Here is a 15741-nt window from a genome sequence, read left to right as displayed (position 1 = left end):
GTTGCCAATGCGTTGCCGGCCGGGCGCGCAGCCCCCTACGTGAGGCAGGATGGACGCCAGATGGGTGACGCGGGATCGGGTTGCGTCGCCCCGCGAGAACGCTGTGGAGGACTTCTGTGATCGGGTATGTCGCCGTTGCGGCCGTCGGCTACGTGTTGGGCACCAAGGCCGGACGGCAGCGGTACGAACAGCTCGCCGGCACCTACCGCGCCGTCACCGGCAGCCCGGCCGCGCGCGCGGTGATCGATGCGGGACGACGAAAGATCGCCGAACGGGTGTCACCCGATCCGGCGATGGTGGACGTCACGCCGATAGACCCCGGCACCGAGGTGTACGGGCCGGGGCAGGTCGAGCGACGCGCGGCAGGCGAGAAGCGCTAGCCGAAGTTGGAGTTGAACGATGTGCCGGGCAGCAGCGGCCCGGTGGTGATCCCACCGTTGCCGAACGCGACGCCCGGGGTGCCGACCAGCGCGGGGGTGCCGTTCGAGTAACCCAGGCAGTGTCCGTCTTCGAGGTTGCCGAACCACGCCAGGCACTTCGGGCCCGCCTGCGCGGTGGCATCGGGGCTGCTCAGGGAGGCGTACAACGGAACGGCGACAGCCGCCGCGGCGACCGCACCGACGACGACCCGGGCTGCGTGAGCCCGCATGGTGTGCAGCATCGACAACTCGCCTTCTCCCCGACCGCAGACAACAGCAGACACACCATAACCCGGCGGGCCGGTTCATGCAGTCAGGTCGTCACCACTTGCCTGTTCGAGCAGGCTGCGCCGGTAGGCCTCCATCGCGACCAGGTCACCGAACAGCGCGTGATACTCGTCGCCCTGCTCCACCGGTGACATCCGCTGCAGCTTCGACTTGACCTCGGCGATCTGGCGGCCGATCCACACTTCCTGCAGGCGGGCCAGCACGCCGCCGATGTAGCGGGGCAACCGCTCGTCGTCGGCGTTGATCGCCTCCACGCTGAGCTCGTTGACCAGGCTCGCGGTGGCCGGGCTGGTCGCGTGTTCGCGAACCGCCTCGATCCACTGCGCGCCGGTCAGCCCACCGGCGGTGCCGCCCGCGGCCTCGATCGCGGCCCGCACCGCGGCGTACCCGGGGTGGGTGAAGCTCTCCGCGGCCAGCGAGTCGAACACCGGGCCGGCCAGCGCCGGATACTGCAAACCGCTCTTCAGCGCCTCGCGCTGCGGCCACAGCGTGGGGTCGGCGGGGTTGGGCCGGACGGCGCCGTCGGCCGGACGCGGCCGGCTCGCCGGTGCCTGATCGGCCCGTGTCTCGGTTTTGACCGCCCCGCGGCGGCGTGACCGGTCCGGCATGCCCCGCTTGGCGGCTTCCTCCCGCACCCGGGTGAGGACCTGCGCTTCGTCACGCCAACCCGTCCAGCCCGCCAGCCGTCGCGCGTACTCGTCCCGCAGTGCGTAGTCCCGGATCCGGGCGACCAATGGCACGCATCGACGCAACGCGTCGACCTGCGCCTGCGGATCGTTGTCGAGCACGTCGCCTGCCGGGATCAGGCTGCGGATCGCGAACTCGTACATCGGGATCCGCCGCGCGACCAGGTCGCGCAGCGCGGTGTCACCCGATTTCAGCCGCAGATCGCAGGGGTCCATCCCATCGGAAGCCACTGCGACGAAGGACTTTCCGGAGACCTGCTGGTCCCCGTCGAACGCCTTCAGCGCGGCAGCCTGCCCCGCCGCGTCGCCGTCGAACACGAAGATCAGCTCGCCGCGGTACCAGTTGTCGTCCATCATCAGCCGGCGCAACAGCCCCAGGTGACCGTCGCCGAAGGCCGTGCCGCACGACGCGACCGCGGTGGTCTCTCCGGCCATGTGCATGGCCATCACGTCGGTGTAACCCTCGACCACCACGGCGCGGTGGGATTTCGCGATGTCCCGCTTGGCGAGATCGAGCCCGAACAGCACCGCCGACTTCTTGTAGAGAACGGTCTCGGGGGTGTTGACGTACTTGGCTTCCATCGGGTCGTCGTCGAAGATCCTGCGCGCTCCGAAGCCGATCACCTCGCCACCGCTGGCGCGGATGGGCCAGAGCAGCCGGCGGTGGAACCGGTCCATCGGGCCGCGGCGCCCCTCGCGCGACAGACCGGCGGCCTCGAGTTCCTTGAACTCGAAGCCCTTACGCAGCAGGTGCTTGGTCAGCGTGTCCCACCCCGACGGGGCGAACCCGCACCCGAACCGAGCGGCAGCCTCGGCGTCGAAATTGCGGTCGATCAGGTACTGCCGGGCCGGCGCGGCTTCCGGGCTCTGCAGCGCCTCGGCGTAGAACTCCTGCGCGGCCGCGTTGGCGGCCAGCAGCCTGCTGCGGCTCCCCCGGTCGCGCTGCACGTTGGTGGTCGACGCGCCGGTGTAGGTGACGGTGTAGCCGACCTTGTCCGCGAGCAGCTCGACGGCCTCGACGAAGCTGACGTGCTCGATCTTCTGCAGGAACGCATAGACGTCGCCGCCCTCGCCGCAGCCGAAGCAGTGGAAATGGCCGTGGTTGGGGCGCACGTGGAACGACGGGGATTTCTCGTCGTGGAAGGGGCACAGCCCCTTGAGGGAGTCGGCGCCCGCGCGGCGCAGCTGTACGTAATCGCCGACGACGTCGTCGATGCTGACCCGCTCCCGGATGGCGGCGATGTCGCGATCGGGGATCCTGCCCCGTCCCCGCGTCCCGTCGCCCGCCACGCGGTCAGTCTAGAGGGCGCGGGGTGCGAGCTTCGTGCACTCGTTCCAACCGTCCCTCGGTGTAGGAGGCGATCTGGTCGACCACCACCCGCAGCCGCGCACCGTCGTCGTCGGCGGCGTCGAACTCGGCGGCGAACTGCGGGTCCAGGCTGCCGGGAGCCTGTCCCCACAGCGCCAGCGCGACCTCCTGGATCAGGATGCGCTGATCGGACTGTATCTGCAGATGACGGTGGTCGGACATGATGAACTGCAGGGCAAGAGTCTTCAGCAGCACCACCTCGGCGCGGACGAGGACGGGCACCTCGAGGTCTGCGGAGAAGCGCCGCAGCGGGCCAGGACCCGCGGCCGCCGTCGTGGCCGTGACGGCGGCATTCGCGAACCGGCCGACCAGCTCACTGGTCAAGGTCTTGAGCGCCACCGACGCGCCCAGCGTGCCGTCGAACTTGCCGACCGCCGCCACCACCGGGACCCGGGAGAGACGCTCGGCCGCGGCCATCAGGTCGTCCGGGGTCAGCGTCGGGAAGGACCCCGCCCCGACGTGCGCCAGCGCGGCGGCGGCAGCGGGGTCGGCCAACACCCGCAGGTCGATGCGGCCGCTCATCACGCCGTCCTCGACGTCGTGCACCGAATACGCGACATCGTCGGCCCAGTCCATCACCTGAGCCTCCAGGCAGGGCCGTTCGAACGGTGCGCCCTCGCGCACCCAGTCGGCGGCGGCCATGTCGTCTGCGTAGAAGCCGAACTTGCGGCGCTCCCCGACTCGGGGCCACGGATACTTGGTGACTGCGTCGAGGGCGGCGCGCGTCAGGTTCAAACCCGCGCTACGCCCCTGTGCATCAAGGACTTTGGGTTCCAGCCGGGTCAGTATGCGGAAGTTCTGCGCGTTGCCCTCGAAGCCGCCGAACGTCTTGGTGATCTCGTCGAGGGCGCGCTCGCCGTTGTGCCCGTAGGGCGGATGGCCGATGTCGTGGGCCAATCCGGCCAGGTCGACCAGGTCGGGGTCACAGCCCAGTTCGATCGCCATACCGCGGCCGATCTGTGCGACCTCCAGGGAATGTGTCAGCCGGGTGCGCGGCGTCTCACCCTCGCGGGGACCGACCACCTGGGTCTTGTCGGCCAACCGGCGCAGCGCAGCGCAGTGCAGGACGCGGGCACGGTCTCGGGCGAAATCCGAGCGATGCTCGGCGTCGGTCCCGGGCAACGCGGCGCTCTTCGCGTGCTCGGCCACCCGCCGTTCCCGGTCCGCGGCGTCGTAGCTGTCTGTTCGGTTCACCGGGGCACAGTCTGCCAGCCTCGCGAGCACTAGATTGAGGGCATGCGCATTGCTCGATCGCTCGGCCTGCTCGCCGTCCTGTGGATCGCAGCCGGTCTGCTGGCGCCGGCGGCGACCGCCACCGGACCGCTGCGCCTGCCGACGTATCTGACCGATCAGGCCGGCGCCCTCGATCCGGCGGGTACCGCGCAAGTGCAGAACGCGATCGACAAGCTCTACGACGAACGACGAATCCGGCTCTGGGTGGTCTATGTCGACACCTTCTCGGGCCAGGACGGCCAGAGCTGGGCACAGGCCACGTCCCGGCGCAGCGATCTGGACCTGAGCGGTGAGGACGCCATTCTCGCGGTCGCCACCGTGGACCGCGCGTACGCGCTGCTCGCACCGACCGAGGCGATCGGCAGCGTGGACATCGACACGGTGCGCCGCGACGACGTGGAACCGCTTCTGCGTGACGGGGACTGGGCCGGCGCCGCGGTGGCCGCGGCGAACGGGCTCGCCGCCACGAGCACGTCCAGTGGCAGCTGGCTGGGCCTGGTGATCGCGCTGGGGGTGATCGCGCTGGCGCTCGTGGCGTTGGTGCTCTGGCAGCGCAGGCGACGGGCGAAGCGCCGCGACGCCGAGATCGCGGCGGCGCAGCGCGTCGATCCGGCCGACCCGGCCGCGCTCGCCGGTGTGTCGCTGGAGGCGCTCGACGACCTGTCCCGCCGCATCGTGGTCGAGGTCGACAACGCCGTGCGGACCAGCGAGAGCGAATTGACCCTCGCCGTCGAGGAATTCGGCGAGCAGGACACCGCCGCGTTCACAGCCGCGGTGACCGCAGCCAAGACCACTCTGGCGCAGGCGCTCAACGTACGCCACATCCTGGACGACGCGATCCCCGAGACGCCCCAGCAACGTCGGGATCTGCTGACGCGCGTCGTCGTCGCCGCCGCCAGAGCCGACCGGGAACTGGAGGCGCAGCGCGAGGCGTTCGCGCAGCTGCGCGACCTGGTGATCAACGCGCCCACCCGGCTCGATGCGCTCACCCAGCAGGTGGTCGACCTGACCGCGCGCATCGATCCGGCGAACCAGACGCTGACCCGCCTCAAAACGCAATTCGCCGAGACCGCACTGGTTTCGGTGGCCGACAACATCGACGAGGCCCGCCAGCGGCTGACGTTCGCCGAACAGAACATCGACACCGCGCGCGCCCTGGTGGCCCGGCCCGCGGACCGGCAGGGCGGGCTCGTCGACGCGATCCACGCCGCTGAGGCCGCGCTGGGCCAGGCCCGCACTCTGCTCGACGCGGTGGACAGTGCGGACACCGACATCAACCGGGCGGTGGCGGGGCTGCCCGCGGCGATCGCCGACGCGCAGAACGGCATCACCGCCGCGGGAACCCAGCTGGCGCAGGGCAATATCGCCGTGGCAACGCAGCTGTCCGCGGCCCGCGACGCGGCGGTCTCGGCGGTGGCACACGCCCAGAGCGAGGGGGCCGGTGATCCGCTGGGCACATTCACCCGGCTGACGCAGGCCGACGCCGAACTCGACCGGTTGCTCGCCGATGTGGCCGAGGAGCGGGAGACCACGGCGCGGCTGACTCGCACCTACGATCAGGCGCTGTTCACCGCGCAGTCGCGGGTGCGGGGGGTGTCGGACTACATCGACACCCGACGCGGCGTCATCGGCCCCGAAGCCCGCACGCGGTTGTCGGAGGCGGTGCGTCAACTACAGGCGGCGCAGGACAAGCGTCCGAGCAACCTGAACGAGGCCATCGCGCATGCCAACGGCGCGGGGATGCTGGCCGCGCAGGCACAGCAGTTGGCCAACAACGACGTTCTGGCCGCGCAGCGGCATTTCAACGGGCCCTACGGCGGTGGGGGCGGCGGTCAGATGGGTGCGGTGATCGGCGGCATCATCCTGGGCAACGTGCTCTCCGGCGCGATGCGCGGCGGCTTCGGCGGCGGTTTCGGTGGTGGGGGTTTCGGCGGCGGTTTCGGTGGGGGCGGCTTCGGCGGTGGCGGGGGCGGCATAAGCGGCGGCGGCGGCCGCTTCTAGGGTCACCCCTTTACGCGAGAAGACGCGAACTCGCGCGTGTCGCGCGGCATGTCGCGCGATTTCACGTCTGCTCGCCGGAGGAACTCAGCAGCCCTTGAGGCGGACGGCCAGGTAGTCCGACACCTCGGAGAGCGCCACGCGCTCCTGCGTCATCGCGTCGCGTTCGCGGATCGTCACGGCGTGGTCTTCGAGTGAATCGAAGTCCACGGTCACGCAGTACGGGGTACCGATCTCGTCCTGGCGCCGGTAGCGGCGACCGATGGCACCGGCATCGTCGAACTCGACGTTCCACGAACGCCGCAACTCGGCGGCCAGATCGCGCGCCTTCGGCGAGAGGTCCGCGTGCCGCGACAGCGGCAGCACCGCGACCTTGACCGGCGCCAGCCGCGGGTCGAGCCGCAGCACCGTGCGCTTGTCGACCCCGCCCTTGGCGTTGGGAGCCTCGTCCTCGGTGTAGGCGTCGACGAGGAACGCCATCAGCGAGCGGGTCAGGCCGGCTGCCGGCTCGATGACGTACGGCGTGTACCGGGTGTCACTGGCCTGATCATAGAACGTCAAATCAGCCCCGGAATGCTGTGCGTGCGTGGACAAGTCGAAGTCGGTGCGATTCGCCACGCCCTCCAGCTCGCCCCACGGGTTGCCCGAGAACCCGAACTTGTACTCGATGTCGGTGGTGCCGGCGCTGTAGTGCGACAGCTTCTCCAGCGGGTGCTCGTAGAGGCGCAGGTTCTCCCTCCGGATACCGAGGTCGATGTACCACTGCAGACGGGTCTCGATCCAATACTTGTGCCACTCGGGCGCGGTCGACGGCTCGACGAAGAACTCCATCTCCATCTGCTCGAATTCGCGGGTCCGGAAGATGAAGTTGCCCGGGGTGATCTCGTTGCGAAAGCTCTTGCCGATCTGGCCGATACCGAACGGCGGCTTCTTGCGAGCGGTCGTGACGACGTTGGCGAAATTGACGAAGATGCCCTGCGCGGTCTCCGGGCGCAGATAATGCAGACCCTCCTCGGACTCGATCGGGCCGAGGTAGGTCTTGAGCATCATGTTGAAGTCGCGCGGCTCGGTCCACTGTCCCTTGGTCCCGCAATCGGGGCAGACGATCTCGCTCATCGGCACGTCGTCGGGCGAGCCACCCTTCTTCGCCGCGTACGCCTCCTGGAGATGGTCCTGCCGGTGCCGCTTGTGGCAGTTCATGCATTCCACCAGCGGGTCGTTGAACACCTCGACGTGGCCGGAAGCCACCCACACCTGGCGGGGCAGGATGATCGCGGAGTCCAGCCCCACGACGTCATCACGGCCCGTGACGACCGACTTCCACCACTGCCGCTTGATGTTCTCCTTCAGCTCGACGCCGAGCGGACCGTAGTCCCACGCCGACTTGGTTCCGCCATAGATCTCACCGGACTGGAAGACCAGACCGCGCCGCTTGGCCAGGTTTGCAACAGTGTCGATGATCGAAGTCGGAGCCACGGGTTCACAGCGTAGCGAGGCCGGCATCCCAGGCTGCGCGACGGATCCCGATTGACATGCGCAGCCGCGCATGTATCGTGAGGGCTAATGAAAACGGTTTCCAGTATCGGTGACGAGCAGCATGAGCACAACGCCATGCCGCCCTGCGATCTGCCGTCCCGGCCGGTTCTCGACACCGCCGGGGATCTGCTGCGGGCGTTGGCCGCGCCGGTGCGCATCGCGATCGTGTTGCAGCTGCGCGAACATCCGCGTTGCGTGCACGAGCTGGTCGACGCGCTCGACGTGCCGCAGCCCCTGGTGAGCCAGCACCTGCGCATCCTGAAGGCGGCCGGCGTCGTCGCCGGCGAGCGATCGGGCCGGGAAGTGCTCTACCGCCTGGTCGACGATCATCTCGCCGAGATCGTCGTCGCCGCCGTCACACACGCGGCCGAGGACCCGGGGCCGGCGCAGTGACCGGAGCCGTCCGCTCCACCCGCCAGCGCGCGGCGCTGGCGGCACTGCTGGAGAACCTCGACGACTTCCGGTCGGCCCAGGAGCTGCACGACGAACTGCGCAAGCGGGGTGAGGGCGTCGGCCTCACCACGGTCTATCGCACGCTGCAGCAGATGGCCGCCGCCGGCGCGGTCGACACGCTCCGCACCGACACCGGCGAATCGGTCTACCGGCTGTGCTCGCGGCACCACCACCATCATCTGGTGTGCCGGCAGTGCGGCTCCACCGTGGAGATCTCCGGCGGCGAGGTCGAGACCTGGGCGGCCGACATCGCGCGCACGCACGGCTTCTCCGACGTCACCCACACGATCGAAATCTTCGGAGTGTGCGACCGCTGCCGGGTGGCCGGCAGCTAGCCGCTGCGCCGCCGAACCCCGATCCGGTACGCCGCCACCGCGATCACCAGCACCGCGACCGCGCCGCCCGCCAACCACCAGATCGGCGGACGTTGAGTCTGCGCGGCCGGATCGGTCTCCGGCCCGGTCGGCACCGGACCGAATACGCTCAGCGACGCGCGATCGGGCACCAATTGAGGCTCGCGCCCCTCGAAAGACACCACGACGTTGCCGCGCAGAACCGACCAGCCCCGCGGGTTGTCCTGCAGCCAGCGCAGCAGGTCGTCGAGTCGTTCGGGCGCACCGTTGGACGTCGCGACCAGCAGCGTCCGCTGCCCGTCGAGGACCGTCTGCAATGACCCGAATCGCGCCGCAGGGTCGAGGGTGAGCGTGACCGCTTGTTCGTCACCTCGATCGTCCCCGCCCACTCCGGTGAGAGTGAGCTGGCGATCCTTGCTGGACAACGGCAACGCTATCGAGGAGTCGGTCCAGCCGTCGGGCTCGACCAGGATCGCCGACTGCGTGCTGTCGATGGCCTGCTGCAACGGCATCACCTCGGTGCGCAGCGGAACCGCGCTGAGGCGCTGCAGACCGAGCACGATCTTGGCAGCCCGATCGGTGTCGCCGAAGTCGCCGGGATCGATACCGACCTTCAGCTCGGGCATCAACGCCTGTGGCAGCGAACCGAACCCGCTCGGCATCGGGGGTCGGGCGGGTGTGCTCTGAACGACCGTCCTGCCGTCGACCGTCAGGTCGATCGCCCGGAATTCCCGGCAGCCCCCGGTGTTTCCGCTGGTGTCGATGCCGATCACGACGTTCGTGTAGCGGGCGATCAACCGGTCGGGAACGTCGACCCAGTGGTCGATACCACCGTCGCCGGCCGCAGACCAGGAATCGATGATCTCACCTTCGATCGACGCCGTCATCCGCGCGCCGATGTCGGCGGGCACCGGGGTGTGCGAACCGAGAACGTGGATGCGATACCCCTGCGTCGGACGGCCGAAGCGGGTCTGGTCCAACGCGATACTCACCTGCGGTGCCACCCCGATGTTGCTCAGATCCGGAGAACCCAGCTGCGTCAGCGTCGTGGAATCGCCCACCACCGGCGTGTCCTGGGGGAGCTCACCGGCCACCACGGTGCCTGCCTCGGCCAGGGGCAGGGACGGATCGGTCAGCAGCCGAGCCTGTGCGCTCAGCGCCGTCGGCGCACCCGAGATGAGGAGTTGCCGAGTATCACTGCCGACGAGCGAAAGTCCGTCCGGGCCGCCCTCGTCGATCAGGATGCGACGCTCGAACGGCTGTTCCGGGCCGTCGATGCTCCTCGCCCCGTCGGCCAACGGGACGAGAACGATCTGCGGTGATTGCGAGCGGTACTTCGCTTGCAGATCGGCCGCGACTCGGATCGCCGCATCGGACTCCGATTGTGTTGGTGCCGCTGGTATTCCGATCGTCAGCAGGCGCAACACGGGAGGCAGGAAGTCGGCCACGACAGTGGGAGTGACCTCGGTGCCCTCGAACGCGACCGAGCTGTTGATCAGACCGATCGGGTTCTCCTGATCGAGGCAGTAGCCGGCCGGCGCGAGCGCAGTCAGCTTGAGAGTGATCGTCATCGAATCGTCGACCACCGCGGCGCCGGCGAGTGGGACGACGACGGGCGCCAGATCATCGATCGGTACGCCGACCTTGCTGATCACCTGATCGTTCTGCGTCGCGGTCAGCGTGCCCGAGGTGATCGAGAAGGGAAGGTTCACAACGGTGTTGAGCGCGGTCGGGCGCAGCCCGCGCGGCACCGGAAAGGTCAGCGTGGTCGAACTCGTGTCGCCGTAGAACGACAGGGTCGACTGGTCACCGACATCGGCGAGAGCGACCGTCGTGGTCGCCACCGCGCCATCGGCCGGCTGCGCGAGCACCGGCGGTGCCAGCCCTACCGTGATCGCCGATGTCGCGAGTACGGCCACGATCCGCGAGGCGATCCGGACGCGCGCTCCTGGAGTGCTCAGCAGTCCCCCTCGGCCGTAGTCAACGTCGCTCGACGCGTGTGTCAACTTACAAGATCGGCTCCCCTTTCCGTAGGAAGTCCGAACGCGCGGTCACGCCGGTGTCATACCGCGACGGTGGTCGGTGCCAGTACCCGCAAGGAGCTCCACGGAATGTTGTCCATGCCGTAGTAATCCCAGGCGAATCCGGCGTCGACGTAGGCCGAGCCCGGCGAGCCGGCGGTGGCGTCGTCGAGGAGTTCGAACGCGAACGCCATGCGCGCCGCGCCCTGGTCGACGACGTAGGCGCCGTAGGTCTGCAGGGTCTTGGCGATCACCTTCTCGCCCGCGGTGATCCCCGGGATGGCGTCGACGTCGATGCTGGGATCGAGCTGGATGCGATATCCCTCGGGGATGGGCAGCGCCACACCGGCGAGGTTCTGGCCGTCGGATTTGACTGCCGGAGAGACGAATTGGGATCCTGCGATATCGGTGGAGAACACGAGCGCGTGATTGATGCCGGTGTTGGCCGCGACGGCTGCGCTGAACTCCGCGCCGGTGACCACTCCGGCGTAGCGGGCGATGCCCGCCGCGGTGGCCGATCCGGAGGTGTCCACACCGTTGCCGGTGAGGCTCGTCATGCCGCCCCAGGATCCCGACCACGTGTTGGTGGTGCTGTTGTACTTCGCCTGCCAGATGCCGTAGGCCTTCCCGGTCGCCGGGTCGAGGATCGCGAGGTGCCCGTCGGACCCGGGAGGGATCTTCGTGCCTGTCGGGATCGGCACCGTGTTGGTGCCGAACGGATCGCTGCCCCAGGGCTGGGTGAACGAGACGTCGTAGCGGGGAGTGGTCGAGGTGACCTGCGACGCGGTGATGAGCTTGATCGCGTACTGGTAGAGGTTCGCGATCCGGGACTTCCCCGGGGCCGCCAGATAGCTCACCCACGTCGCGCTGTTGCTGTCGATGGTCGCGTTGGCGGGGATCGGTTTCCACAACCAGTCGGCGGCGCCGAAGAACGGCGCACCACTGGTGGACGGGGGCGTCGGGGTGGTGCCGGTGGCCGCGACCACGCGGACGCTGTCGACGCGCAGGTTGCGATCGCCGGACTTCTTACCACTCAGATCGTTGATGTAGGCGATGGTCAGTGTGTAGGTACCGGGCCCTGCGTCGAGCGGGACGGTGTAGTTCGTCCACGAGGTCGCGGATACGGCGACCGTGGTGATCTCGGTGCCGTTGACGGTCACCTTCATCGTCGGCGCGCCTTGATATTGATCGCCTTTGGCGCGGATCACCACGCTCGACGACTGGGGCAGCGTGACGGTCTTGGAGATCGATGAGTTCTTGTTCAGCACCACCGCCCGGCCGCCCGAGGCGGTGGAGTCGGAGTACACGGCTCCGTTCTTCGCCGACGACAAAGTCATGGCCTCGGCCTCGACGAGCACGTCCTGGCCCGACGTCGTCGCTGCGACGGTCGGCGACGTCTCCGCGGACCCACCGACCTTGGCCGGCCGCCGCGCAGATGTCGACGTCGAGGCCGCGAGCAGGACCGCGCCCGACAGCGGTGCGTCCGGTTCTGCCGGTGTCTTGTCGCGTGCCGCGGTCAGCAGGGTGCGCAGCGGACGGGTGAGGTCGATGTGGCGGCGATCGGGCCGCTCGGGCTGGTCGGACTCGGCAGACCGTGCCGATCTCCGCGCTGAGGACCCGGCGGCCGAGGTGTCTCGACGCGGGGTCCGCGCCGGACGCGCAGAGGCTCCTGCCGATGCCTGGGTTGCGCGCTGCAGTGAATGTGGCGAAGTCGAGTCGCCCTGGTCGGCGTGGGCGACAACCGGAACGCAAGCGATCGCGGCGCCGATACCCAGTGCCACAGCCAGTGCTCCGACTCGGCCGACGTGGGCGATGCGCCCTGCGGCAGGTGGTGGCATCTGACGTCGCTGGACAGTTTCAGCAAACTCATGACCCCCGTCGGCATTTTTGCCGGCGCAGACCTGAGGCGACGACTCGTGAGGATGACCCGCCGACGGCCAGAGATTCGCTGACATTGCCACTCCCCCAACTGTTTTCAAGATCACCGGGCTGCCGCGAACGGCGCGTCAGCACGATGATCACATCTTCTACAGAGGACGATCAAGAGGCAATTTGACGCAGGCGAAACACGCTCAACTTGTTTGCTCAGCGCGGGGCGATCGCGACATTCTCGTCGAGCACCCCGGTCAGCGCGGCAACGGTCGACTGCAGGTCGAACTCGCCGGTCACCAGCGCGCGGCCCGCCTCGGTGAACGCGATCGCCCCCGGCCCACTCTCGATCATCGCGGTCAGCGTCGCGTTGAGGTCACCGACATCCCCGGGTGCGGCCAGCATGCCGGTGGCACCGTCGACGACGATCTCGGGGATGCCGGAGAGTGCGGTGGAGATGGTTGGCACCCCACTGGCCAGCGCCTCCATCAACGCGACGGGCAGCCCCTCCATCTGACCGTCGTCGGCCACGATGCTCGGCAGCACGAACAGGTCGGCGGCGGCCAACGCCGCCCTCACCTGGTCCTCGCTGCAACCACCCAGAAAGCGCACCCGCCTCTGCAGACCCAGGCTCTCCGCGAGAGCCTCGAGTTCAGCTCTCAACACGCCGTCGCCGATCAGATCCAGTGTCATCCGCTCGACAGCGCCGCCGCCCCGCGCCATCGCCTGCAGCAGCACAGCGTGACCCTTGTACTGCTGCAGTGAGGCGACCGTCAGCGCCCTCACCGGGCCGTCAGCGGGGATCCCGCGCGCCCGGAACGGATAGGCGGCCGTATCGATACCCGCATGGATCACGTGGATCGGGGTTCCCCCGGCGTTGTGCTGTTGCAGCAGGTCCCGATTGAATCGCGAGATGGTGACCACATAGCGTGCGTCGGCGATCTTGCGGTCCAGCATCGACGTGTCGACGTAGAGATCGTGGGCGTGCACGGTGAACCCGTACGTCGCGCCGACGAGCCGGTGACACACCCATGCGGCCAGCGCGGGATAGGTCGCGTAATGGGCGTGAACGTGAACTACGCGCCTCTGCGCGGCCAGGTCCCTCGCGTGCGCGCATGCGAGGAGAACCGTCGTCAGCGCACGCAGCAGCAGCGGGGGGCGAGCGGAATAGCCCACGATCACCGTTGCGACCACCGAGGCCACGCGCAGCGGACGGGTGGCCACCGCCCAGCCCAGACCGATCAGCGCGGCGCGGGTCGATGGTCGCACCAGCTGCTGCACCCAGCGTCGCGCGATGTCGTGCACCGCGCTGTCGGGTGCCGGGAACAGCGATCTGATCTGCAGCTCATAGCGATTCGTGCGGGCGATGGCATCGAGCTCGCGCACGATGAACGTCTCCGAGGTGACCGGGAAGCGCGACACCACGTAAGCGACGAGTGGGCGACTCACCGGCCCTCACCCATGGCCTGCAGATACGTCGCACGCAGCCGATCGACCCATGCGTCCGCCGAGAACTCGCGACGGGCCCGCTCGCCTGCGGCAGCGCCCATACGACGGCGCAGCTCGGGATCGTCGAGCAACCGGCCGACAGCCGCGGCGAGCGCCTCCGGCGAGCCCGGCTCGAACAACACCCCGGTCTCCCCGTCGATCACGATGTCGGGGATACCGCCGACCCGGGTCGCCGCGACGGGTCGCTCGGTGGCTCCCGCCTCGATCAGTACGGTCGGTAGATTCTCGTGCGTCGACGGCAACAGCACCACATCAGCCGCCCGGTAGATCTCCGGCATGTCCGTGCGTACGCCGGCGAACACGACCGCGTCCTCGAGCCCCAATTCGGCCACGAGCCGGCGCAACTCGGGTTCCTGCTCGCCGCCGCCCGCCAATGCCAGCACCGCCCGCGGATGCCGCTGCCGGACGGCGGGCCACGCCGCGATCGCCACCGGGATGGCCTTCAGTTCGCGGAACGCCGCGGGCAGAACCACCAGAGGGACGTCGCCGCGATTGCCTGTGAGCTCCGCCCGGATCCGGGGATCGGCCTGTCCCGGCGCGTAATTGGAGACATCGATGCCGTTGTGCATGACCTCCCAGTTGCCGGGCATCCGGCCGGGGCGGTACACCTCGGCGAAGGACCGGCGCGATGCCTCGGAGACGAAGAGCGCGCGGCGCGAGCGGGTCGCGGCCTCCACCGCCAGGCGCATCCGCCCGGCTTCGCGCCCCTCGACCGGGTAGGCCACGTGGTGGAAGGTGCACACCGCGGGCCGGCGGGCGATCGCCGCGGCGGGCACGGCCAGGGTCATCGCCATCTCGAGGTGCGCGTGCACGATGTCATAACCGCCCTGCCGGATCGTCCGCACCAGCCGGGGCAGCGCCACGGGATCGAGCAGACGGCGGATGCCCAACGATCGCGTCGTTATGCCGGCGTCGGCGAGAATCGCCATGGTCTTCTCGGAATTCCATTCCGCCGGTGACACACTCGCGACGTCCATGTGGAGGTCGGTGTTGCGAGAAGCCACGATCATCGGCGCCAGCAGGGTCTCGGCACCCCCCATCCGGAACGCGTCGATCAGGACGAGCGCCTTGATTCCCCGCCTCAGGACAGCACCCTCAGTCTGTTCCACGGAACCCCCTCCATCGCGTCGTAGTCCCAGCGGAACCCGGCGTCGGCGTATGTCGTCCCCACCGTGCCGGCCGACGCCTCGCGGTCCAGTTCGAAGCTGACGCTCAGCGGCGTGTCGGCGACATCCATCAGATAGCCACCGTAACGCTGCATCGCCTTCGCGACGGCCAATTCGCCGGGCCGCAACCCCAGCGCATCCACATCGACCGACGGATCGAGTTGCAGCCGTGCGCCTTCGGGGATGCAGTCCGGACGGGTAGAGGAGCCGTCGCTCTTGAGCGCCGGCGCCCGGAACGTCGGGCAGGCGTTGTCCGATTGCAGCGCCAGTGCGTGTGGGATCTCGCCGTCGGCGATCTCGGCCAGCCGGACCACCCCGCCCAGGCGTGACGCACCGGAACCGGTCGCAGCCCCGCCCCACCCGGACCCGTGCAGACTGTTCACCGCCCCGAACTCTGCCGACCACGCCTCGCCCTCGGTGCGGGCCCGCCAGAGCTCGAAGATCACGCCGCTGCTCTGCGAGATGCTGACCAGTACCCCATCGGAGCCCGAGTTGGGCTGTGCCCCATCGGGAATGGGAACCGGCCACCCAGCGAACGGACAGAGGCCGTAATCGGTGCGGGTGCAGGGCACGGTGTGGGTCGGGGTGTCGGCGCCTGCCTGGTAGATCGGAATGCCGAACTCGACGAGATTGGCGTGCAGCGCCGGTTCACGCTGCACCGCGGCGATCATCGCGGCGCTACCTGGGTCGGGTCGTGCCTGCGGGCCGACGGGTTGTCGCCACGGGCTGGTGTCGGCGAACGGCTGCGGAGGCCGGTCGCTCGACGCGCACGACGGCACGCCGCCCACCGTGACGAGGATCAACGCGGTGACGAGCCGGTGAAAGGATCGAGCCATCGGGT

Annotated in this window: 13 protein-coding genes; 4 read left to right on the top strand and 9 right to left on the bottom strand. The window is 69.0% G+C overall.

What is annotated here, in order from left to right:
* The first annotated feature begins 116 nt into the window (after nucleotides 1-116).
* Nucleotides 117-380: a hypothetical protein gene (locus MHN84_RS20105; protein ID WP_241206261.1), complete on the top strand. Its 264-nt coding sequence runs from the start codon at nucleotides 117-119 to the stop codon at nucleotides 378-380.
* Here the strand turns inward: MHN84_RS20105 and MHN84_RS20100 are convergent.
* The 3 genes from MHN84_RS20100 to MHN84_RS20090 all read right to left on the bottom strand — a co-directional run bounded on the left by MHN84_RS20100 (nucleotide 377) and on the right by MHN84_RS20090 (nucleotide 3956).
* Complete coding sequence (locus MHN84_RS20100) at nucleotides 377-649, bottom strand: hypothetical protein (protein WP_241206260.1); 273 nt, start codon at nucleotides 647-649, stop codon at nucleotides 377-379. The two genes, MHN84_RS20105 and MHN84_RS20100, sit on opposite strands and share 4 nt — an antisense overlap.
* Nucleotides 650-724: 75 nt before the next feature.
* Nucleotides 725-2683, bottom strand: a complete 1959-nt coding sequence (dnaG, locus tag MHN84_RS20095; protein ID WP_241206259.1) for a DNA primase — start codon at nucleotides 2681-2683, stop codon at nucleotides 725-727.
* Between the two features lie 4 nt (nucleotides 2684-2687).
* Nucleotides 2688-3956 carry a deoxyguanosinetriphosphate triphosphohydrolase gene (locus tag MHN84_RS20090; RefSeq protein WP_241206258.1) on the bottom strand — a complete coding sequence of 423 codons (1269 nt, stop codon included), beginning with the start codon at nucleotides 3954-3956 and terminating at the stop codon, nucleotides 2688-2690.
* 42 nt (nucleotides 3957-3998) lie between these two features.
* On the opposite strand from MHN84_RS20090, the gene MHN84_RS20085 reads away from it, so the two are divergent.
* Nucleotides 3999-5996 carry a TPM domain-containing protein gene (locus MHN84_RS20085; RefSeq protein ID WP_241206257.1) on the top strand — a complete coding sequence of 666 codons (1998 nt, stop codon included), beginning with the start codon at nucleotides 3999-4001 and terminating at the stop codon, nucleotides 5994-5996.
* Nucleotides 5997-6080: 84 nt separating this feature from the next.
* Here MHN84_RS20085 and MHN84_RS20080 read toward each other — a convergent pair whose 3' ends face one another.
* Nucleotides 6081-7496 carry a glycine--tRNA ligase gene (locus tag MHN84_RS20080; protein ID WP_241206256.1) on the bottom strand — a complete coding sequence of 472 codons (1416 nt, stop codon included), beginning with the start codon at nucleotides 7494-7496 and terminating at the stop codon, nucleotides 6081-6083.
* Between the two features lie 108 nt (nucleotides 7497-7604).
* On the opposite strand from MHN84_RS20080, the gene MHN84_RS20075 reads away from it, so the two are divergent.
* Nucleotides 7605-7922: an ArsR/SmtB family transcription factor gene (locus tag MHN84_RS20075; protein WP_374238395.1), complete on the top strand. Its 318-nt coding sequence runs from the start codon at nucleotides 7605-7607 to the stop codon at nucleotides 7920-7922.
* Nucleotides 7919-8317 (top strand): Fur family transcriptional regulator, encoded by a 399-nt coding sequence (locus MHN84_RS20070; protein ID WP_241206254.1) that lies wholly within the window; start codon nucleotides 7919-7921, stop codon nucleotides 8315-8317. Before MHN84_RS20075 ends, MHN84_RS20070 begins: the two co-directional genes overlap by 4 nt.
* Here the strand turns inward: MHN84_RS20070 and MHN84_RS20065 are convergent.
* The 5 genes from MHN84_RS20065 to MHN84_RS20045 all read right to left on the bottom strand — a co-directional run bounded on the left by MHN84_RS20065 (nucleotide 8314) and on the right by MHN84_RS20045 (nucleotide 15736).
* Nucleotides 8314-10254, bottom strand: a complete 1941-nt coding sequence (locus tag MHN84_RS20065; RefSeq protein WP_241206253.1) for a cellulose biosynthesis cyclic di-GMP-binding regulatory protein BcsB — start codon at nucleotides 10252-10254, stop codon at nucleotides 8314-8316. The two genes, MHN84_RS20070 and MHN84_RS20065, sit on opposite strands and share 4 nt — an antisense overlap.
* A 143-nt stretch (nucleotides 10255-10397) precedes the next feature.
* The gene (locus MHN84_RS20060) at nucleotides 10398-12194 is read right to left on the bottom strand and encodes a carbohydrate-binding domain-containing protein (protein WP_241206252.1); all 1797 of its coding nucleotides are present in this window, start codon (nucleotides 12192-12194) and stop codon (nucleotides 10398-10400) included.
* A gap of 247 nt (nucleotides 12195-12441) precedes the next feature.
* Nucleotides 12442-13674: a glycosyltransferase gene (locus MHN84_RS20055; RefSeq protein ID WP_241206251.1), complete on the bottom strand. Its 1233-nt coding sequence runs from the start codon at nucleotides 13672-13674 to the stop codon at nucleotides 12442-12444.
* Nucleotides 13671-14843 carry a glycosyltransferase gene (locus MHN84_RS20050; RefSeq protein WP_308192969.1) on the bottom strand — a complete coding sequence of 391 codons (1173 nt, stop codon included), beginning with the start codon at nucleotides 14841-14843 and terminating at the stop codon, nucleotides 13671-13673. Before MHN84_RS20050 ends, MHN84_RS20055 begins: the two co-directional genes overlap by 4 nt.
* Entirely contained in the window at nucleotides 14816-15736 is a 921-nt protein-coding gene (locus MHN84_RS20045; RefSeq protein WP_241206250.1) for a hypothetical protein, read from the bottom strand. Before MHN84_RS20045 ends, MHN84_RS20050 begins: the two co-directional genes overlap by 28 nt.
* Nucleotides 15737-15741: the final 5 nt, after the last annotated feature.

Origin of the sequence: Mycobacterium sp. PSTR-4-N, from assembly GCF_022348085.1 — a bacterium.
Classification (GTDB): Bacteria; Actinomycetota; Actinomycetes; order Mycobacteriales; family Mycobacteriaceae; genus Mycobacterium.
Note: the sequence above shows the minus strand (reverse complement) of the source record. Positions and strands in the feature narration are given on the sequence as shown.